Below are 18,769 nucleotides of genomic sequence, written 5' to 3'. Positions count from 1 at the left end.
TGCGCGATCTGCGGATGCGCTACGGCACGACGGACGTGCTGCGCGGGGTCGACTTCACCGCGGGGCCGGGCGAGGTGGTGGCCCTGCTCGGGCCCAACGGCGCGGGCAAGACCACCACGATCGAAATCCTGGAGGGCTTCCGGCTGCCCTCCGCCGGCCACGTGCGGGTGCTCGGCGTCGACCCGGCGACCGGTGACGAGGCTTGGCGGGCCCGGCTGGGCGTGGTGCTCCAGTCGTGGCGCGACCACGGCCGCTGGAGGGTCCGGGAGCTGCTGCACCACCTCGGCCGCTACTACGAGCCGTACGCGACGCCGCACCAGTCGCGGCCGTTCGGGACCGACGAGCTGATCGAGACGGTCGGCCTGACCGAGCACGCGCGGCAGAAGATCGGCAGCCTGTCCGGCGGCCAGCGGCGGCGGCTGGACGTCGCGATCGGCATCGTCGGCAAGCCGGACCTGCTGTTCCTGGACGAGCCGACGGCCGGGTTCGACCCGCACGCGCGGCGGGACTTCCACGACCTGGTGCACCGGCTGTCGGACCTGGAGGGCATGACGATCCTGCTCACCACGCACGACCTGGCCGAGGCGGAGAGGCTGGCGGACCGCATCCTGGTGCTCGCGGGCGGCCGGATCATCGCCGACGGCAGCCCGGACCGGCTCGGCCGCGAGGTCGCGGGCAAGTCCGAGGTCCGCTGGACGCGCGACGGCTCGCGGCACGTGCACACGACCGACGACGCGACGGAGTTCGTGCGCGACCTGTTCCGGCAGCACCCGTCCGGCATCTCGGAGCTGGAGGTGCGGCGCAGTACGTTGGAGGACACCTACATGGCACTCGTGCAGCGGCACGAGAGCGGCCAGGCGACCGGGGACGGGGTGGCGGTCCGGTGAACACGAGGACGCAGGCCATCCGGCTCGGCGTGGACCGCGGCGTGCGCGAGTTCCGGCACTCCATGGGCAGCTCGGACCAGTGGTACAACGTGTTCGTCTCGCTCGGCTTCCTGAGCGTGCTGTGGTTCCAGCGCGACTCGCCCGCCGACGCCTCCGGCATCTCGCTGGCCGCGCTCACCCTGCCGGGCATGCTCGGCATGGGGATGGTGTTCGGCAGCCTGGTCGGGCCCGCGGGCCAGCTCTCGATGAACCGCGAGGACGGCACGCTGCTGCGGGCCAAGGCGGTGCCGAACGGCATGCTCGGCTACCTGGTCGGCCGGGCCGTGCAGACGTCGCTGGACAACGTGGTCAGCCTGCTGGTCGTGCTGGTGCCGGGCTCGTTCCTGGTGAACGTGCTGGCCGACGCGGGCGTCGACGGCGTGCTCGGCCTGCTCGCGGTGCTGGCGCTGGGCATGGCGTCGGTGCTGCCGTGGGGCGCGGTCGCCGGGTCGATCACCAAGTCGCCGTCCGGCGCGATGGGGATCACCATGTTGCCGATGATGGGCATCGTGGCGATCTCGGGCATCTTCTACCCGATCACCGCGCTGCCCGGCTGGTTGCAGGGCGTGGCGCAGGTCTTCCCGGTGTACTGGGCGGGCCACGGCGCCAGGGCGGCCCTGCTGCCGGACGCGGCGGCGGCCGAGGAGGTCGGCGGTTCCTGGCGGGTGCCGGAGATGGTGGGCGTGCTCGGGGTGTGGGCGGTGGTCGGCTTCCTGCTAGCGCCTACGATCCTGCGTCGGATGGCTCGTCGGGAGTCCGGAGCGGAGATGGAGCAGCGCCGACAGGCGGCGATGCAGAGGGTGAGATGAGCGAGAGCGTCTACAACCGGATCGCGATGCTGCGCGCGGAACGGGGTGTGTCACGCCGGCAGCTCTCCGAGGCGTTGGGCATCCACTACCAGACCGTCGGCTACCTCGAACGGGGCGAGTACAGCCCCAGCCTGTACCTGGCGCTGCGCATCGCGCAGTACTTCGAGGTGCCGGTGGAGGTCGTGTTCTCCACCGACCCGTTCCCCCGGCTGGGCAGTTCCGAGCGGTCCGCGTAGGCGGCCGGGGGTGAGCACGGAGGGGGCGACGCCGCGGCGCCGCCCCCCGGTGCTCACCCCAGTTCGGCCTCGATCACGTCGGCCGCCGCGGTCGTGCCGCCGGCCTGCCGCACCTCGGCCCTGATCGCGGCCAGCCGCCGGGCCACCTCGGGGTCGTCCGCCAGGTCGAGCACGGCGGCGCGCAGCTCGCCGGCGGTGACCGCCTCGCGGTCCAGGAGCCTGCCGACGCCCAGCTCGACCAGGCGCAGCGCGTTCATCGCCTGCTCGCCGAGCACCGGCAGGGCCACCATCGGCACGCCGTGGTACAGCCCCTCCATCGTGCCGCCCATGCCGCAGTGCGTGATGAACGCCTTGGCGTGCGACAGCACCTCCAGCTGCGGCACCCACCGGTGCAGCTCGACGTTGGCCGGTGGCTCGCCCAGCTCGGCGAGGTCCACGTGCTTGCCGATGTTGATCACCACGTGCCAGTCGAGGTCGCCGAACGCCTCGAAGCACGCCCGGTACACGCCCGGCTCGTTGGTGTAGGCCGAGCCGAACGACACCAGCAGCACCGGCCGGTCGTCCGCCGGCCGCTCCCACGTGCCCTGGAACGACGACCGGTCGGCCAGGCACGGTCCCACGAAGGTGTACTTCGGGTGCACGGACCCGTGGTTGGGCTGGAACGACCGCGCGATGCTCACCACCGCCCGGTCCGGGTGGCCGACGTAGGTCCGGCCGGGGGTGGCCGAGCCCTCCGCCGCGAGCCACCCGTCCAGCTCGCCGAAGAACGCCTCCACGTCGGGGTGGTCGTACAGGTGCGCCACCTCCTCCTCCCACCCCTCGTAGGTGACGAAGGTGGGGGAAACTGGATCGCCGGCACGCCCCAGCGGTCGGCCAGCAGGCGCGCGGTCCACGCGCCGATGTCGTAGACGACCAGGTCCGGCCGGTCGTCGGCGTACGCGCGTTCGAGCACCGGCAGGACCGACCTGGCCTCGTCCAGGAACAGCCGCATGGCGGGCGCCACCTCGGTCGGCCACTCGCGGTCGTCGGCGGGCAGGACGGTCGGGTGGGCCACGGGCCGCGCGCCCGCTCGCGCGACGAGGTCGGCGAACCCGGTCGGGACGGCGTAGGTGACGCGGTGGCCGCGGTTCACCAGCTCGGTGACGACGGGCAGGGTCGGGTTGACGTGGCCGTGGCCGGGGATGTTGAAGAAAGCGATGTGCGACATGGGGTCTCCGCTGTGGTTCCAGGGGTGATCACCCCGTCGCGCGAGGACCGCGCGGGGGTGGACGGCTGCCCTGGGATCAGAGGTAGAAGACCCGGAATGCCCACATGCGATCGACTATAGCGACCGGTCGCCACCGGTTTTCCCGGCGCGCGGACCGAGCACGCCGCGCAGCGCGGCGCGGACCGCACCGGCCAGCTCGGCCCGGCTCTCCGGCGTCCCGGGGGTCGGCGCGGCCAGCGCTCCCGCCCCGACGAGCCGGTCGAACAGCAGGCCGTCGACGAACGCCACCAGTTCCCGGCTCCGCCGCTCCGGGTCCTCCGCCCCGAGCGCCGCCAGCACCTCCCGCGCCTGGGCCCGCGGCCGTTCGCCGTGAGCCAGGACGCCGCGCAGCTCGGGGTGGTGGGTGGCCTCCAGCAGGCACGCGTACCGGGCCAGCGTGCGCTCCCGGGCCGTCGTCATCCAGTGGTCGAGCACGGCCGCGATGCCCTCGGCGAGCAGGTCCGGGTCGGGTGGCGCGGTCAGCCGGGCCGCTGCCACCTCGGCGTCGTCCAGGTCGGCCAACCGCTGCACCACGCCCTCCACCAGCGCCTTGCGGGTGCGGAAGTAGGCCGAGGTGGAGCCGGTCGGCACGCCCGCCTGCGCGTCGACCGCGCGGTGGGTCAGCCCCCGCATCCCCTTGGTGGCCACCACGTGGATCGCCGCGTCGGCGAGGGCGGCCATGCGCTCCGTCACAGTGCGTCCTCCTTCTACAGCTGTAGAGTACTGGTATCTACAGGTGTAGAAGGAGGACGCGGTGAAGGCGGTCGTGGTGGGTGGTGGCCTCGGCGGGGTCACGGCGGCGGTGGCGTTGCGCGCGGTCGGGTGGGAGGTCGTCGTGCTGGAGCGCGCGCCGGAGTTCGGCGAGGTCGGCGCGGGCGTGGGGGTGATGCCGAACGCCATGCGCGCGTTGGACGCGCTCGGGCTGGCCGACGACGTGCGGCGGATCGGCACGCCCCGGGTGGCGGGCGGCATCCTGGACCGCGCGGGTCGGTCGCTGACCAGGGTGGAACCGACCGGGGTCGAGCACGTGGTGGCCGTGCACCGGGCGGACCTGCACCGGGTGCTGCGGTCGGCGCTGCCGGAGTCCTGCCTGGTGACGAACACCGAGGTGCGGTCGGTGGCCGACCTGGACGCGGACCTGGTGGTCGCGGCGGACGGCATCCGCAGCCGGCTGCGGGAGGCGTTGTTCCCGGCGTTGCCCCGGCCGAGGTACGTGGGCACGACGGCGTGGCGCAGCGTGACCACCGCCCGGTTCCCGCGCGACCTGAGGATCAGCCAGACGCTCGGGCCGGGCTCGGAGTTCGGCGTCCTGCCGCTGGGTGACGGCCGGGTGTGCTGGTACGCGGCGACGGTCGCGCCCGCGGGCGGTCGTTCGGAGGACGAACTGGGCGAGGTGCGCCGGCTCGTCGGCGACTGGCACGACCCGATCCCGGCGGTGCTGGGCGCGACGCCGCCCGCCACCGTGCTGCGGCACGACATCCACGAGCTGGCCAAGCCGCTGCCGACCTACGTCGCCGGCCGGGTGGCGCTGCTCGGCGATGCGGCCCACGCCATGACCCCCTACCTGGGGCAGGGCGCGTGCATGGCGATCGAGGACGCCGTCGTGCTGGCCGCCGCGTGCGCCCGTGCCGACGACGTGCCGACCGCGCTGGCCGAGTACGACCGGCAGCGCCGGCCGCGCACGCAGTCGATGGCGAAGGCGTCGCGGGCGCTCGGCCGGGTCGGGCACAAGCTGCGCAACCCGGTGGCCGTGGCGGTGCGCGACGCCGCCATGCGCGCGGTCCCGGCGCGGGTCGGCGCGCGCGGGATGGCGAAGTTCCTGGGCTGGTCGCCACCGTCTTTGTCACCCGATAGGGGAAATATGGCCGGTGACCTAAATCACAAATGAGGAGCTTGGTGGAAATGAATAACGATTGAATATCACTCGTTTTCGCAGGATGCGTCACCCTTGTGAAGGATCAAGCACTCACTGTGCGGCATCAATCGCACGCCGTGTCGACCTCCGGGTCCCCGACGCGGCGGTGCACCGACGGCACCGGGCCAACTACGGTGTGCCGCCATGGCCCCCGTCCCCTCGTGTCCGGCTGAAGCCATCCCCCTGCGCGAGACCGCGGTAGACCTCGCCGAGGCCGACGACTTCATCCGGCTGCACCACTCCGAGCACCCCGAACTGGGCTCGGCCGAGCACCGCCTCGCCGAGGTGCACGCCGAGGTCGCGGCGACCGGCACCTACCGCCACACCCCTGACGAGCTGACCTTCGGCGCCCGGGTCGCGTGGCGCAACAGCGCCCGCTGCATCGGCCGGCTGTACTGGCGCAGCCTGAAGGTCCGCGACCTGCGCGACCTGCGCGACCCCAAGGAGGTCGCGGACGAGTGCGTCGAGCACCTGAAGCTCGCCACCAACGGCGGCAAGGTCCGCCCGGTGATCACCGTGTTCGCGCCCGACGAGCCCGGCCGGCCCGCGCCGCGCATCCGCAACGAGCAGCTGATCCGCTACGCGGGCTACCTCGGCCCGGACGGCGGCGTGCTCGGCGACCGGCGCAACGTCGAGCTGACCGACCTGGCCGTCGACCTGGGCTGGCGCCCGCCCGCCCGGCGCGGCCCGTTCGACGTGCTGCCGCTGGTCGTGGAGCGGGAGGACGCCGAGCCGTGCCTGGTCGAGCTGCCGCCGGACGCGGTGCTCGAAGTGCCGATCGGCCACCCCGAGCTGCCCTGGCTCGCCGAGCTGGGGCTGCGCTGGCACGCCGTGCCCGCGATCGGCAACATGCGCCTGCGCATCGGCGGGATCGACTACCCGGCCGCGCCGTTCAACGGCTGGTACATGGGCACCGAGATCGGCGCCCGCAACTTCGCCGACGTCGACCGGTACGACCTGCTGCCGTACCTGGCCAGGCGGATGGGCCTGGACACGTCGTCCGCGCGGACGCTGTGGAAGGACCGGGTGCTGGTCGAGCTGAACCGCGCGGTGCTGCACTCGTTCGGCGAGGCCGGGGTGACCATCACCGACCACCACACCGAGTCCGACCGGTTCCTGACGCACCTGGAGAAGGAGGAGGCGGCGGGCCGGTCGTGCCCGGCCGACTGGACCTGGATCGTGCCGCCCATGTCCAGCGGCGTCACCAGCGTCTTCCACCGGTACTACGACAAGCGCGAGCTGGTGCCGAACTTCTTCGCCGGCGACACGCGGGGCGTGTGCCCGGTCATCCACTGACGCGGTCCGGTCTCAGCAAGACGTATGTACGGTTAACGTGAACGGCTATGTGTGGCGTAGATCACCTCAGTCGGACTAGGGTGACTCTCCGTGAGAGTGGGCATACCCGTCGAGGCGCGGCCCGCTGAGCGCCGCGTAGCCGGTCTACCGGAAACGGTGACCACGCTGATCGGTGCCGGACTCACGGTCGACGTGCAAGCCGGAGCGGGCCGCCACGCCCACGCCTCCGACGCCGCCTACCGCGCAGCCGGTGCGAACGTCATCGCCGACCACCCGGCCGGTCGGTCCGACGTGGTCGTCTCCGTCCAACCACCGACACCCGAGCAGGCCGCCGCCCTGCGCGAGGGCGACATCACGATCAGCTTCCTGCAGCCCCACAGCGAGCCGGAGCTGGTCGAGGTGCTGGTCGCCAACAAGGTCACCGCGTTCAGCCTGGACCTGCTACCCAGGGTGACCAGGGCGCAGTCCGCCGACGCCCTGTCGTCGCAGGCCCTGGTCGCGGGGTACCGGGCGGTCGTGGAGGCGGTGGGCAGGTTGCCGAAGTTCCTGCCCATGTTCACCACGGCGGCGGGCACCATCCCGCCGGCCAAGGTGCTCGTCCTCGGCGCGGGCGTGGCCGGGCTCCAGGCCATCGCCACCGCGCGCCGGCTCGGGGCCGTGGTCGAGGCGTACGACGTGCGCGCGGCGGCCCGTGACGAGGTCCGGAGCCTCGGCGCGCGGTTCCTCGAACTGGACCTGGAGACGCAGCAGGGCGTCTACGCCGAGGTGCAGTCGGAGACGTTCCTGGAACGCCAGCGCGAGCTGATCGCGGAGCGGGTCGCCGCCTCCGACGTGGTGATCTCCACCGCCGCCATCCCCGGCCGCAAGGCGCCGGTGCTGGTCACCAACGACATGCTCGGGGCGATGGCGCCCGGCTCGGTGGTGGTCGACCTGGCCGCCGAGTCCGGCGGCAACGTGACCGCGAGCAGCCCGGGCGAGCAGACCTGGGTCGGCGAGGTGCTGGTCTACGGCGCGAAGAACATGCCGAGCAGCATGCCGGTGCACGCCAGCAGGCTCTACGCGCGCAACGTGGCCAACCTGCTGATGATGATGACCCACGACGGTCGGGTCGTCCCGGACCTCGCCGACGAGGTGCTGTCCGGCTGCTGCCTCACGCACGCGGGCGAGCTGAGGAGGGAGCTGCGGTGATCGACCTGTTGACGATCTTCGTGCTGGCCGTGTTCGTGGGCTTCGAGGTCGTGTCGAAGGTGTCCACGATCCTGCACACGCCGCTGATGTCCGGCGCGAACGCCATCCACGGCGTGATCCTGGTCGGCGCCATCCTCATCACCGGCCGCGCCGAGCGGCCGCTGGAGGTCGTGCTCGGCCTGGCCGCCGTCTTCCTGGCCACGGTCAACGTGGTCGGCGGCTTCGTGGTGACCGACCGGATGCTGGAGATGTTCAAGGGCCACCGGGCGGGCAAGCCGGTCAAGAGCGGCAGCAACGGGCACAAGGAGGTGGGGAGGTGAGCAGCCCCACCTGGGTCCAGCTCGCGTACCTCGTCGCCGCCCTGTGCTTCGTGCTCGCGCTCAAGGGCCTGAGCACGCCGAAGTACGCCCGCGCGGGCAACCTGCTCGGCGCGGCGGGCATGGCGCTGGCCGTGGTCACCGCGTACGCGCACGGCGCGGTCCACAACGGACTGCTGATCCTGCTCGCCGTCGCGGCGGGCGTGGTCGTCGGCATCCCGGCGGCGCGGTCGGTGAAGATGACCGCCATCCCGCAGATGGTGGCGCTGTTCAACGGCGTCGGCGGCGCGGCGGCGGCGCTGGTGGCGCTGACCGAGTTCCTGGCCGTGCCGCACGGCTCGGTGCTGTTCCAGGTCGCCACCGTGCTCACCGTGCTGATCGGCTCGGTCAGCTTCTCCGGCAGCGTGGTCACGTTCCTCAAGCTCCAGGAGATCATGACCACCCGGCCGGTGCTGCTGCCCGCGGGCCGGTTCCTCGGCATCGGCGTGGCCGCGGCGAGCGCGCTATTGGCGCTGGCGGTCGTGCTGACCGGGAGCAGCGCCCTGCTGGTGCTGCTGGCGGTGGCCGGTCTCGTGCTGGGCGTGCTGTTCGTGCTGCCGGTCGGCGGCGCGGACGTGCCGATCGCGATCTCACTGCTCAACGCGTTCACCGGCCTGGCCGTCGCGGCCTCCGGCTACGTGCTGGCCAACACCCTGCTGATCGTCGCGGGCACGCTCGTCGGCGCGTCCGGCACGATCCTGACCCGGCTGATGGCGCAGGCCATGGGCCGACCGCTGACCAACATCCTGTTCGGCGCGTTCCAGGCCACCGCGGCCACCGCTGTCACCGACGAGCAGCGCACCGTCCGCGCCGGCACGGTGGAGGACGTCGCCATCCTGCTCGGCTACGCCCACTCCGTGCTCGTGGTGCCCGGCTACGGCCTGGCCGTGGCCCAGGGGCAGCACGCCGCGCGGGAGCTGGCGCAGGTGCTGGAGCAGCGCGGCATCACCGTGCACTACGGCATCCACCCGGTCGCGGGCCGGATGCCGGGCCACATGAACGTCCTGCTCGCCGAGGCCGACGTGCCGTACGAGCACCTGAAGGAGCTGGACGACGTCAACCCGGGCATCGGCAGCGTCGACGTGGTGCTGGTGGTCGGGGCGAACGACGTGGTCAACCCCGGCGCGCGGGACGAGCCGAGCAGCCCGATCTACGGCATGCCGATCTTCGACGTGGACCGGGCCAAGGCCGTGGTGTTCATGAAGCGCTCGATGCGGCCGGGGTTCGCGGGCGTGGACAACAGCCTGCTGTACAACCCCAAGACCACCATGCTGTTCGGCGACGCCAAGGAGTCGCTGACCAAGCTGCTGGCCGCGGTGAAGCACGTCTGAGCACGACCGGGTGTTCGTCAGGCGCCGTCCCTAGGCGCCGGACAGCTCGTAACCCGGCACGGCGGGCGCGAGGTGGTCGCCGAACGCGGCGTCCACCTCGACCCGCGCCCACCACGCCGCCTGCTCCTCGGTGGCGATGCCGGGCACCAGCACGGACACCCCGGACAGCCGGATCAGGCCGACCATCCGCGCCACCGCCTCGTGCAGGAACGACTCCGGCCGCTCGGCGAGCCTGCGCACCACCGACGGGTCCAGGACCAGCGCGTCCACCCGCAGGTCGGCCAGCAGCGCCAGCTCGGCCTGCCCGCCGTTGAACCGGGTCAGCCCGGTGGCGATCCCGTTGTCCCGCAACACCTGCGCGTTGTCCTCGCCGACGCCTTCGAGCATGGACCGGGTGTCCAGGAAGAGCCGCAGCCGGGACGCGGGCAGCCCGGTCTCCTCCAGCGTCCGCTTCACCCGGCGGACCAGGTCCTCGTCGCGCGACTGCATCGGCGACAGCTCGAAGTGCAGCGGCCCGAAGCCGGGCGCGCCCGCGTCGCCCGCCGCCTCGCGCAGCGCCCACTGGCCGAGCGCCAGGGACAACCCGGTCTCCTCGGCCAGCTGCAGGCACTCGTCGTGCCCGGCGTCGTCCCAGCGCAGCCGGGCCACGTGCCCGAGCACCCGGCCGTCGGCCAGGTCCAGCACCGGCTGGTGCTCCACCTCCAGCTCGTGGTCGGCCAGCGCGCCGGGCATCCGCGCGGCCCGCGCCTGCCGGTCCCGGAACCGCTGGTCGGCGTGCCGGTCGTGGGGCAGCCACTGCCGCTTGCCGGACGCCTTGGCCCGGCGCAGCGTCGCGTCGGCCGCGCGCAGCACCTCGGCCGCGCCCCAGCCCGCGGGCGGCCGGTCGACCACGCCGATCGACGCGGACGCGGCCACGCCGCCGTCCATCGGCCGGCCCAGCGCCTCGTTGATCCGGTCCACCATGGCGGGCACGGTCGGCGTGGTCGGCGAGTTGTCCACCACGACGGCGAACTCGTCGCCGCCCATCCGGGCGACCAGCGCCACCTCGTCGGCCACCACGGCTTCGAGCCGGTGGCCGACCTCGGTGAGCAGCCGGTCGCCGACCGCGTGGCCGAGGCCGTTGTTCACCACCGAGAACGCGTCCAGGCCGAGGTGGTAGAGCGTGACGCCGTCGCGGGACGCGCCCAGCAGCGCCTCCAGCCGGGTGGCGAAGCGCTGCCGGTTCGACAGGCCGGTCAGCGAGTCGTGCAGCAGCTGGAAGTCCAGGTTCTTCTGCAGCAGGTGCAGCTCGCTGACGTCCTCGACCATCGTGACGTGGCACGCGGGCGCGCCGTCCGCGTCGCGCAGCAGCGACACCGCCAGGTGCGCCCACACCGGCTCGCCGTCCTCGCGCAGCAGCCGCCGCTGCTCGCGGACCCGTTCCCGCCCGCCCTCGCCGACCTCCCGGTAGGCGTCCGCCAGCGCGCCCGCGTCGGCCGGGTCGAACAGCCCGATCAACGGCGTGCCGACCAGCTCGGCGCGGTCGCGGCCGACCATGGCGGCCAGCGCGGCGTTCACCTCGACGCACTCGCCGCGCAGGTCGGTGATCGCGATGCCCAGCGCGGAGGAGTCGAACACCTCGCGGAACCTGGCCTCGCTGACCTGCAGCACCCGCTCGGCCCGGACCTCGGCAGCCAGCAGCGCCCGGTTGACCTCCTCCTGCCGGTCGAGCGCGTCCAGCCGCATCGCGGTGGCGAAGCCGGCGCCGAGGCTGCCCAGGATGGCGACGACCTTCTCCGCCAGCCGCGGCACGTCCTGCAGCTCGGGGGTGAACAGCAGCGCGTGCCCGAGCACGTCCACCGTGCGGCGCAACGTCTCCGGCCCGGTGAAGTGGGCCTGGACCAGCCGGTCGCCCACGACGCCGACCGGGTCGACGGTGAACGGGTCGGCCTGCACCGCGTCGGCGATCACGTCGACGAGCCCGAGCAGGAACTCCTCGATCTCGGCGGGCGACATCGGCACGTACGCGGTCGGGTAGACCGCCCGCAGCCACGACCGCGCGATGTCCTGCCGCCGGGTCCTAGCGCGTGGCGACAATTCGGCTCACCTCTTGCGACCCACCCCGGCGAAGATCCCGGACCTCTCGGCGTCCTCCTCGGTGGCGCCCTCCTCCGGACGCCACCGAGGCAGCGGGACCACCCCCGGCTCGACCAGCTCGAAGCCCTCGAACAGGGCGGTGATCCCGGCGTGCGTGCGCGGGAACACCGGGTCGGTGCTGTGCCGCATCACCGCCACCACCCCGGCCATCTCCTCGGGTTGCAGGTCCGAGGTGAACTGGGACAGGGCCAGGCAGCTGCCCGGCGCGACGGCGTCCCGGTACCCGGCGACCACGCCCGCCGGGTCCCGCTCGGGCGGCACGAAGTGGAACACCCCGACGGCGAGCACGCCGATCGGCTCGGCGAAGTCGACCAGGCCGGTGCCGCGGACGCCCGCGAGCACCGCGGCCGGGTCGGTGATGTCCTCCTGGACGACGGTGGCCAGCTCGTCGTCCGCCAGGATCATGTGGCTGTGCGCGACGGCGACGTCCTCGTAGTCGACGTAGACCACGCGCGCGTCGGGCGCGGCCCTGCGCGCGACCTCGTGCACGTTGCCGACGGTCGGGATGCCCGAGCCGAGGTCCAGGAACTGCCGCACGCCCGCGTCGACCAGGTGCAGCACGGCCCGGCGCAGGAACGCGCGGTTGAGGCGGGCGATCGTGCGGCCGTTGGGCTGGGCGCGGAGGAACTGCTCGGCGAGCTGCCGGTCGGCGGCGAAGTTGTGGCCCCCGCCGAGCAGGTAGTCGTACAGCCGCGCGGCGCTGGGCAGGTCCGTGTCGACCCCGTCGGGCACCCAGCTCAGCCGTTCCGCCACCGCATCCTCACCCGTGTGTGTGCCAGCCCGAGCCTTCGCCCCCGCGGGGCGAGATTACTGATCCGGCGCGACTCGTGGGCAGGCGCGGAGCCGGCTTGTCCCCGATCGGCGTACACGACGTCAGCGAAGCGATGACCGCGAGCAGGCCGAACGCGGCGCCGACGCGCCGAGTCGTCCCGCGATGCGGGCAGGGCGGGTGTGACGGCGCTCGCGTCGAACCGGTCGGAGAACGCGACGAGGCGGACCGGCGCCGCCACGACCAGGGCGATTCCGCGCCGGAGCGGCGTCACGAGAAGTTCATCGGGACCAGATCAACTCTGCAGCGGACGTATTTCGGCGCAGTACCCTTCGCGCATGTCAGACGAGGCACGCTCGCTCACCGACGTGGTCACCAGGCTGCGTCGCGCGCTGCGCACGAGCATCCGGTCGGAGTGGCCGTGGGACTCCCTGCCGATGGCGCAGGTCGAGCTGCTGCAGACGCTCGCCGAGCGCCCGCCGATGCGCGTCGGCGACCTCGCGGCCGAGCTGCGGCTGGCGCCCAACACGGTCAGCGGGCTCGTCGGCCAGCTGATCGAGGCCGGTCTGGTCGAGCGGGGCGGCGACCCGAGCGACCGCCGGGTGGCCCGGCTCTCGGTGACGCCGCAGGGGCACGAGCAGCTGGCCGTCTGGCAGTCCGCGCACGAGAAGCGCATCGGCGCCGCGCTGGACAAGCTCGACCCGGGCGAGCGCGCCGACGTGGTCCGCGCCCTGGCCGCCCTGGACCACCTGGTGGACCACCTGCGTGCGAACTGAGGCCGGGGTCGTCGCGGCCGTCGCACTGGGCGGCGGCCTCGGTGGTGTGGCGCGCCTCGGCCTGACCGCGGTGGTGCACGGTCCACTGGGGACACTCGTGGTCAACGTCCTGGGCTGCGCGCTGATCGGGGTGCTGATGGTGCTGGCGCCCCGCCTGCACCCGCTCGCCCGGCCGTTCCTCGGGATCGGTGTGCTCGGCGGCTTCACCACGTTCTCGGGGTACGCGCTGGACGCGGTGCGGTTGGGCGGTTTCCCCGGGCTCGCCTACCTGGGCGGGACGCTGGTGCTGGCCCTGGGCGCGACGTTCGGCGCGATGGCCGCGACCCGGCGGGTGACGGCGTGACGGTGCTGCTGGTCTTCGTCGGCGCGGCGGTCGGCGCGGTGCTGCGGTACGCGACCGGGCGGCTGCTCCGGCGCTCGTTCCCGTGGGCCACCCTCGTGGTGAACGCGCTGGGCTCGTTCGTGCTCGGCTGCGTGGCCGGCGCGTCACCGGACCTGGTCGCGCTGCTCGGCACCGGCCTGTGCGGCGGCCTCACGACCTACAGCGCGTTCGGCTACGAGACGATCAAGCTGGCCGAGGACGGCGAGCACCGGCAAGCGTTTGCCAACGTCGTCACCAGCGTCGCCGTCGGTGTGGGCGCCGCCGCCCTCGGCTACGCCCTCACCCGCTGACGACCCCCCTCACACGGCGGCCAGCCTCCGCAGCACCTCGGGCAGGTCGCCGGTGTGCACGACGCCGAGCCGCTGGGTGGCCCGGGTCAGCGCGACGTACAGGTCGCTCGCACCGCGCGGCGACTCGGCCAGGATGCCCGCCGGGTCGACGACCAGCACCGAGTCGAACTCCAGCCCCTTGGCGTCGGTCACGCCGAGCACCACGACCTGCGTGTCGAGGTCGTCCGACGCGCCCGGCACGGCGGCGCGCAGCGACGACACCAGCGCGGCGGGCACGATCACCGCCAGCTTGCCGTCCCCGATCGCGGCGACCTCCTTGTCCACCACCGGCGGCAGGGCGTCGGGCAGGGACGGCGCCCGCAGGCTCCACGGCTCGAAACCGCTGTCACGCACCGACGTCGGCGGTGCCAGGTCCGGGTCCACCGACTCCAGCACGTCCGCCGCCACCGCCATGATCTCCGACGGCGTCCGGTAGTTCACCGTCAGCTCGGTGAGCTTCCAGCGGTCCATCACGTACGGCGACAGGACCTCGTGCCACGAGGACGCGCCCGCGATGTCCCCGGTCTGCGCGATGTCGCCCACCACGGTCATCGACTTGGAGGGGCAGCGCCGCATCAGCGTCCGCCACGCCATCGGCGACAGCTCCTGCGCCTCGTCCACGATGACGTGCCCGAACGTCCACGTCCGGTCCGCCGCGGCCCGCTCGGCGGCGGTCTCGTAGCGCTCCGCGCCGTGCCGCTCGGCCAACCGGTAGGCGTCCACCAGGTCGGTCGCCATCAGGATCTCCGGGTCGGCGTCGTCCTCCAGGTCGAGGATGTCCAGCACGCCCTGCGCGTAGTCGATCGCCTGCCGCCGCTGCCGCTCGGCCCGCGCCTTGGCCTCGGTGTCGTCCTCGCCGAGCAGTTCCGCCGCCTCGTCCAGCAGCGGCACGTCGGCGGGCGTCCACTCCGAGCCGCGCGGGCGCTCCAGCAGCGCGCGTTCCTCGGCGGAGGACTTCGGCATGGCCTTGGCGATCAGCTTCGGCGTCGCGTACAGGTCTTCCAGCAGCCGCTGCGGCGACAGCGTCGGCCACAGCTTCTCGATCGCGGCCTGCACCCCGGGGTCCTCGCGCAGCTCGCGCCGGATGTCGTCGATGTCGGCCTGGTCCAGCAGGTGCCTGCCCAACCGGGACACCGCCTGCGACGCCAGCGTGGAGATGATCTCGCGCTGGAACGTCCGCCGCGCCTCGTTGTGCGGACGACGGGTCCGGCGGGCCCGACCGCGGGCCTCGGTGATCGCCCGCCGGTCCAGCCGCAGCACGTCCTGGTCGAACGGGACCTCGACCAGGCCGGGCGCCTCCTGCCGGTCCCGGATCGCGTGCGCGACCACGTCCGCCATCCCGACGCGGCCCTTGAGCGCGGCGGCCTCGGCCGACTCGCGGCCGACCGCGGTCAGGCCGGGGAACAGCTCGCCGACGGTGGACAGCAGCACGCCGGTCTCGCCCAGCGACGGCAGCACCTGGCCGATGTAGCGCAGGAACGTCGGGTTCGGGCCGACCACCAGCACGCCGCGCTTGGCCAGCTGCCGCCGGTGGGTGTAGAGCAGGTACGCGGCGCGGTGCAGCGCCACCGCCGTCTTGCCCGTGCCCGGACCGCCCTGCACGACGACGACGCCGTTCAGCTCGGTGCGGATGATCCTGTCCTGCTCGGCCTGGATGGTCGCGACGATGTCGCCCATCTGGCCGGTGCGGCTCGCGTTGACCGCGGCCAGCAGGGTGGCCTCACCGGTCAGGCCCTCGGACCGGCGGTCCGGGTCGACCGAGTTGATGTCCAGCACCTCGTCGTCGAACCCGACGACCTTGCGCTGCTTGGTGCGCAGGTGCCTGCGCCGCCGGACGCCTTCCGGGGCGGCCGCGGTGGCCAGGTAGAACGGGCGGGCGGCGGGCGCGCGCCAGTCCATCAGCAGCGGCTCGTACTCCTTGTCCTCGTCGAACAAGCCGATCCGGCCGATGTAGAACCGGTCGTCGGTGTCGAAGTCGAGCCGGCCGAAGCACAACCCGTTCTCCACCGCGCTGTACTGCGCCAACTGGTCGGAGTACATCGCGACCGAGGTGTCCCGCTCGGAGCGCATCTGGTGCGTCCCGCCGGTTTCCCGCAGCGCCCCGGCCAGGCGCTTCGAGCTCTGCTCGCGGAGGTCGTCCAGCCGGCCGTACAGCATCGACACGTATTCCTGCTCTGCCTCGGTTTCCGCGAGCCGGAGGTCATCGGAGGGGCTTGACAACGTGCCTCATTTCTGGATAGCGTGGTTTATCAGCCTGTGTCGCATTGCGGCTGACAGTTCCCTGCGCCCATCCTGCGCAGAACGTCTAATCTACTACACGTTCTTCGCGCTGGTAGCGGACAACTCCGCGCCCGCGGCCCGACCCCGTGACGTGCGAAGGCCGCCGACGAGCGGGGTGCTCGCCGACGGCCGGTCCAGCGGTCAGAGCCGATCGGCCACCCAGCGGCCGATGGCGTCCATGCCCCGGGCGTTCGGGTGCAGCGGCGCGGCGGGCCCGGTCGGCGAGAAGCCCTCGAACCACCTGGTCCGCGCGGGCGCGCACGCGTCGTGGCCGACGCTCGGGGGCGCGATGTCGACGAACGTCGCGCCGTGCGCGGCCGACTCGCGGGCCAGCACCTCGTTCAGCCGGTGGATGCTCGCCTGGAGGTAGTCCGAGTCGCGGCCCCAGATCGGCTGGTCGGGGTAGCAGCCGCCAGGTTGGATGTAGGTGCCGTAGCCGACGACGACGACCCGCGCCTCGGGCGACTTGGTCGCGATGAGGTCGAGCGCATCGGCGAACTCGGTCGCGTAGGCGTCGACCTCCTCCGCCAGCCGGTCCCGGCCGTTGGCGGTGAGCCGGTCGCGGCACGACGTGCCGAGCGGTTCGGGCAGCAGGTTGACGCAGTCGAGCGCCGTGCCGACCAGGTCGACGTCGTTGCCGCCGATCGTGATCGTGACCAGGTCCGCCTCCGGGGTCAGCGCGTCGGCCTGCGGCGCCTGCCTGCCGTCGAAGGTCTCCTGCGAGCCGGCCAGGTCGTCGGTGACGGCGCCGGAGCACGTCACGTCGGTGAGCTCGGCGCCGAGCTGCGCGGCCAGCACGGCTGGCCAGTTGCGGGTGGAGCGCAGGCAGCCGGGGGCGCTCGTGTCCTGCTGGGGGATGAGCGGGCCCGCCGCGGCCGAGTCGCCCAGGGCGACGTAGGTGAAGGTGTCGGCCTGGTCGACGTGGTCGGCGAGGACGACCTCGTCGACGTGGTCGACGGGGTCCGGCTCGGCGGTCGCCGCGGCGGTGGTCGAGATGATCGAGAACGTCGCCAACAGCGCCGGTAGCAGCCTGCGCACGAACGCCTCCTCTGCGTGATCGGGTGGTTTCGCCCGCCATGATGTGGGTTGGGCGACCCGAGCGGGCCGCGGAGCGCGGGTGGTTCACCCGGGAGAGTTGGTCCACCGGGTGAAGGTCGCGGCTCACGCGCGGTGACGGTCGGGCCACCCGATGAGCGGCTGTGCCGAGGCACGCGGGTGAAACCGGATTCCGGTCCACGACCACTCCGGCACGCTGGGAGGGGTGAGGGAGAAGCGCCAGGAGCTGGTCCGGCTGTGCCGCGTCGCGGTGGACCGGCCGCGGTGGCAGCTCGGCTTCGCGGTGGTCGTGTCGGTGTGGTCGCTGGCGTGGGTGGTCGGCCAGGCGTTCGGCGGGCCGAGCCCGCTGGAGGTGCTGCCGGTGCGCTGGGCGGGCCTGCCGACGGACTGGCTGGACGCGACCCGCGGCTGGTTCGACGGCCGCACGGGGTTCCTGGCCGTGGTCGGCGGGCTGCTGTGGGCGATGACGAGCGCGCGTCGGCAGGCGTCGGCGCTGGTGGGCTGGCTCGCGGTGATGGCGGCGGCCGAGGACGTCGGCTACGTCGCGGTCCGGTGGGCGCTGCTGTCGCTCGCGGTGTTCCTGGTCGTGATGGGCCTGGTGTCGATCACCGGGCGGCGGGCGTTCGTGGTGGACCGGATCGCGGTCATCCCGCGGGACGTGGCGCGGGCCGGCGCGACGGCGGTGGCGCTGTCGGCGGTGGTGCCGCTGGTCGCGCCGGGGCTGGCGCTGGCCCGGCTGGTCGGCCCCTACGTGACTCGGCCACCGCGCCGCCGGGCCGGGACGCCGATCGTCCGCGCGGCTTCCACCGAACGGCGGCCGGTCGCCGACACACCCGGTGAACTGGCAAAACCGGTTCCGGCGCAGCGCGGACCGCGCTGAGGCGGCCCCTGGTTTACCGATCTCGGAGTGATGTCCGGGGTGATGTCCGAGGCGCGGCCGGGCAAATAGTTTTGGCCCCCAACAATTCCTGCGCGGGCGAATCCGAGCCCACCTCACATCACATTCCGGAATCGTCTGTTTGGGCTTACCGGTCCGTATCCATCAAGATGTGCCCGTGCCAGAAAATCCCGCCGAAAACCGCTTAGCCAGGGTGATGCGTCGTCAGCCCGTTCAGCAGCGCGGGGCCGCCACGGTGGCCGCGATTGTCGATGCCTGCGCGTCGCTGCTCAACGACTACGACTACGACGACATCACCACCGCCCGGATCGTCGAGCTGGCCGGCGTGCCAATTGGATCGTTCTACCAATACTTCCCGGACAAGCGTTCTGTGGTGCACGCCTTGGCGTTGCGCGGTATGGAGGAGTACCTGGGCCGGGTCGAGGTGCTGTTCACCGAGGGTCGGCTCGCCGCCGACTGGCGGGACGCGGTGCAGCAGGTCGTCGGCGTCTACCTGCGGATGCTGGTCGAGGTGCCCGGCTTCGGGAGGGTGCGGTTCAGCGACCTGCTCGACGGCCACCGGCTCGACGCCTCCGTCGACCAGTACGAGCTGATGGCCGAACGGTTGCGCGACCTGTTCCTGGGTCGCTTCGCGGTGCGCGGCGCCGCGCCCGTCACGTTGACGTTCCGGATGGCCGCCCAGACCGCCGACGCGATGTACAAGCTGGCCGAACGGGTCGAGCCCGACGAGCGCCCGGTGGTCCTCCGCACCGCCGACGGCGTGATCTTGAAGATGCTCTCCGGGGTGTTCGACCCGGCGTGACTTGCCGCGCCGGTCCGGGTGGTGTGGGGTGGACCGGT

At 72.9% G+C, this 18,769-nt stretch carries 20 protein-coding genes; 13 read left to right on the top strand and 7 right to left on the bottom strand.

Going from position 1 to position 18,769, the window contains the following annotated elements; translation table 11 throughout:
• Positions 1-14: 14 nt before the first annotated feature.
• From AB0F89_RS37105 to AB0F89_RS37095, 3 genes are read left to right on the top strand one after another with little or no spacing between them, the layout of a single operon-like run.
• The gene (locus tag AB0F89_RS37105) at positions 15-887 is read left to right on the top strand and encodes an ABC transporter ATP-binding protein (RefSeq protein WP_367139169.1); all 873 of its coding nucleotides are present in this window, start codon (positions 15-17) and stop codon (positions 885-887) included.
• A complete protein-coding gene (locus AB0F89_RS37100) occupies positions 884-1,735 on the top strand; it encodes an ABC transporter permease (RefSeq protein WP_367131130.1) in 852 nt (283 codons plus the stop codon). Before AB0F89_RS37105 ends, AB0F89_RS37100 begins: the two co-directional genes overlap by 4 nt.
• The gene (locus tag AB0F89_RS37095) at positions 1,732-1,971 is read left to right on the top strand and encodes a helix-turn-helix transcriptional regulator (protein ID WP_033437276.1); all 240 of its coding nucleotides are present in this window, start codon (positions 1,732-1,734) and stop codon (positions 1,969-1,971) included. The genes AB0F89_RS37100 and AB0F89_RS37095 overlap by 4 nt, the downstream gene beginning before the upstream one ends.
• 53 nt (positions 1,972-2,024) lie before the next feature.
• Here AB0F89_RS37095 and AB0F89_RS37090 read toward each other — a convergent pair whose 3' ends face one another.
• The 3 genes from AB0F89_RS37090 to AB0F89_RS37080 form a co-directional block, all read right to left on the bottom strand.
• On the bottom strand, positions 2,025-2,765 hold the full coding sequence (locus tag AB0F89_RS37090) for a macrolide family glycosyltransferase (protein WP_367139167.1): 741 nt from the start codon (positions 2,763-2,765) through the stop codon (positions 2,025-2,027).
• Positions 2,648-3,178 (bottom strand): hypothetical protein, encoded by a 531-nt coding sequence (locus AB0F89_RS37085; RefSeq protein WP_367131128.1) that lies wholly within the window; start codon positions 3,176-3,178, stop codon positions 2,648-2,650. The genes AB0F89_RS37090 and AB0F89_RS37085 overlap by 118 nt, the downstream gene beginning before the upstream one ends.
• Positions 3,179-3,292: 114 nt before the next feature.
• Positions 3,293-3,910 (bottom strand): TetR/AcrR family transcriptional regulator, encoded by a 618-nt coding sequence (locus tag AB0F89_RS37080; RefSeq protein ID WP_367131126.1) that lies wholly within the window; start codon positions 3,908-3,910, stop codon positions 3,293-3,295.
• A gap of 61 nt (positions 3,911-3,971) precedes the next feature.
• Between AB0F89_RS37080 and AB0F89_RS37075 the strand changes: the two genes are divergently transcribed.
• The 5 genes from AB0F89_RS37075 (at position 3,972) to AB0F89_RS37055 (ending at position 9,303) form a co-directional block, all read left to right on the top strand.
• Positions 3,972-5,105, top strand: a complete 1,134-nt coding sequence (locus tag AB0F89_RS37075; protein ID WP_367131124.1) for an FAD-dependent monooxygenase — start codon at positions 3,972-3,974, stop codon at positions 5,103-5,105.
• A 171-nt stretch (positions 5,106-5,276) separates the two neighbouring features.
• Positions 5,277-6,428 (top strand): nitric oxide synthase oxygenase, encoded by a 1,152-nt coding sequence (locus AB0F89_RS37070; RefSeq protein ID WP_367131123.1) that lies wholly within the window; start codon positions 5,277-5,279, stop codon positions 6,426-6,428.
• Positions 6,429-6,518: 90 nt separating this feature from the next.
• A complete protein-coding gene (locus tag AB0F89_RS37065) occupies positions 6,519-7,616 on the top strand; it encodes an NAD(P) transhydrogenase subunit alpha (protein ID WP_367131121.1) in 1,098 nt (365 codons plus the stop codon).
• Positions 7,574-7,936, top strand: coding sequence for an NAD(P) transhydrogenase subunit alpha (locus AB0F89_RS37060; RefSeq protein ID WP_367139166.1), 363 nt, complete (start codon positions 7,574-7,576; stop codon positions 7,934-7,936). Before AB0F89_RS37065 ends, AB0F89_RS37060 begins: the two co-directional genes overlap by 43 nt.
• Complete coding sequence (locus tag AB0F89_RS37055) at positions 7,933-9,303, top strand: NAD(P)(+) transhydrogenase (Re/Si-specific) subunit beta (protein WP_367131119.1); 1,371 nt, start codon at positions 7,933-7,935, stop codon at positions 9,301-9,303. Before AB0F89_RS37060 ends, AB0F89_RS37055 begins: the two co-directional genes overlap by 4 nt.
• A gap of 30 nt (positions 9,304-9,333) precedes the next feature.
• On the opposite strand, the gene AB0F89_RS37050 is transcribed toward AB0F89_RS37055, so the two are convergent.
• Together AB0F89_RS37050 and AB0F89_RS37045 are read right to left on the bottom strand one after the other, a co-directional pair.
• Positions 9,334-11,379: a putative bifunctional diguanylate cyclase/phosphodiesterase gene (locus tag AB0F89_RS37050; RefSeq protein WP_367131117.1), complete on the bottom strand. Its 2,046-nt coding sequence runs from the start codon at positions 11,377-11,379 to the stop codon at positions 9,334-9,336.
• A gap of 6 nt (positions 11,380-11,385) precedes the next feature.
• Positions 11,386-12,192: an SAM-dependent methyltransferase gene (locus tag AB0F89_RS37045; RefSeq protein WP_367131116.1), complete on the bottom strand. Its 807-nt coding sequence runs from the start codon at positions 12,190-12,192 to the stop codon at positions 11,386-11,388.
• Positions 12,193-12,546: 354 nt separating this feature from the next.
• Here AB0F89_RS37045 and AB0F89_RS37040 point away from each other — a divergent pair, with 354 nt between their 5' ends.
• Genes AB0F89_RS37040 through AB0F89_RS37030 form a run of 3 tightly spaced genes read left to right on the top strand, consistent with a single transcriptional unit; the run spans position 12,547 to position 13,656 of the window.
• Positions 12,547-12,984: a MarR family winged helix-turn-helix transcriptional regulator gene (locus tag AB0F89_RS37040; protein ID WP_367131114.1), complete on the top strand. Its 438-nt coding sequence runs from the start codon at positions 12,547-12,549 to the stop codon at positions 12,982-12,984.
• On the top strand, positions 12,974-13,327 hold the full coding sequence (locus AB0F89_RS37035) for a CrcB family protein (protein WP_367131112.1): 354 nt from the start codon (positions 12,974-12,976) through the stop codon (positions 13,325-13,327). Before AB0F89_RS37040 ends, AB0F89_RS37035 begins: the two co-directional genes overlap by 11 nt.
• Positions 13,324-13,656: a CrcB family protein gene (locus AB0F89_RS37030; protein WP_367131110.1), complete on the top strand. Its 333-nt coding sequence runs from the start codon at positions 13,324-13,326 to the stop codon at positions 13,654-13,656. Before AB0F89_RS37035 ends, AB0F89_RS37030 begins: the two co-directional genes overlap by 4 nt.
• 9 nt (positions 13,657-13,665) lie before the next feature.
• Here AB0F89_RS37030 and AB0F89_RS37025 read toward each other — a convergent pair whose 3' ends face one another.
• Positions 13,666-15,915, bottom strand: a complete 2,250-nt coding sequence (locus tag AB0F89_RS37025; RefSeq protein ID WP_367131108.1) for a helicase — start codon at positions 15,913-15,915, stop codon at positions 13,666-13,668.
• Between the two features lie 201 nt (positions 15,916-16,116).
• Positions 16,117-17,013 (bottom strand): SGNH/GDSL hydrolase family protein, encoded by an 897-nt coding sequence (locus tag AB0F89_RS37020; RefSeq protein ID WP_367131106.1) that lies wholly within the window; start codon positions 17,011-17,013, stop codon positions 16,117-16,119.
• Positions 17,014-17,236: 223 nt separating this feature from the next.
• On the opposite strand from AB0F89_RS37020, the gene AB0F89_RS37015 reads away from it, so the two are divergent.
• Positions 17,237-17,911, top strand: coding sequence for a hypothetical protein (locus tag AB0F89_RS37015; RefSeq protein WP_367131105.1), 675 nt, complete (start codon positions 17,237-17,239; stop codon positions 17,909-17,911).
• A 253-nt stretch (positions 17,912-18,164) separates the two neighbouring features.
• On the top strand, positions 18,165-18,731 hold the full coding sequence (locus tag AB0F89_RS37010; RefSeq protein WP_367131103.1) for a TetR/AcrR family transcriptional regulator: 567 nt from the start codon (positions 18,165-18,167) through the stop codon (positions 18,729-18,731).
• The last annotated feature ends 38 nt before the right edge of the window (positions 18,732-18,769 follow it).

The organism is Saccharothrix sp. HUAS TT1 (assembly GCF_040744945.1).
GTDB lineage: Bacteria > Actinomycetota > Actinomycetes > Mycobacteriales > Pseudonocardiaceae > Actinosynnema.
This window is presented reverse-complemented; position numbering and strand designations above follow the sequence as displayed.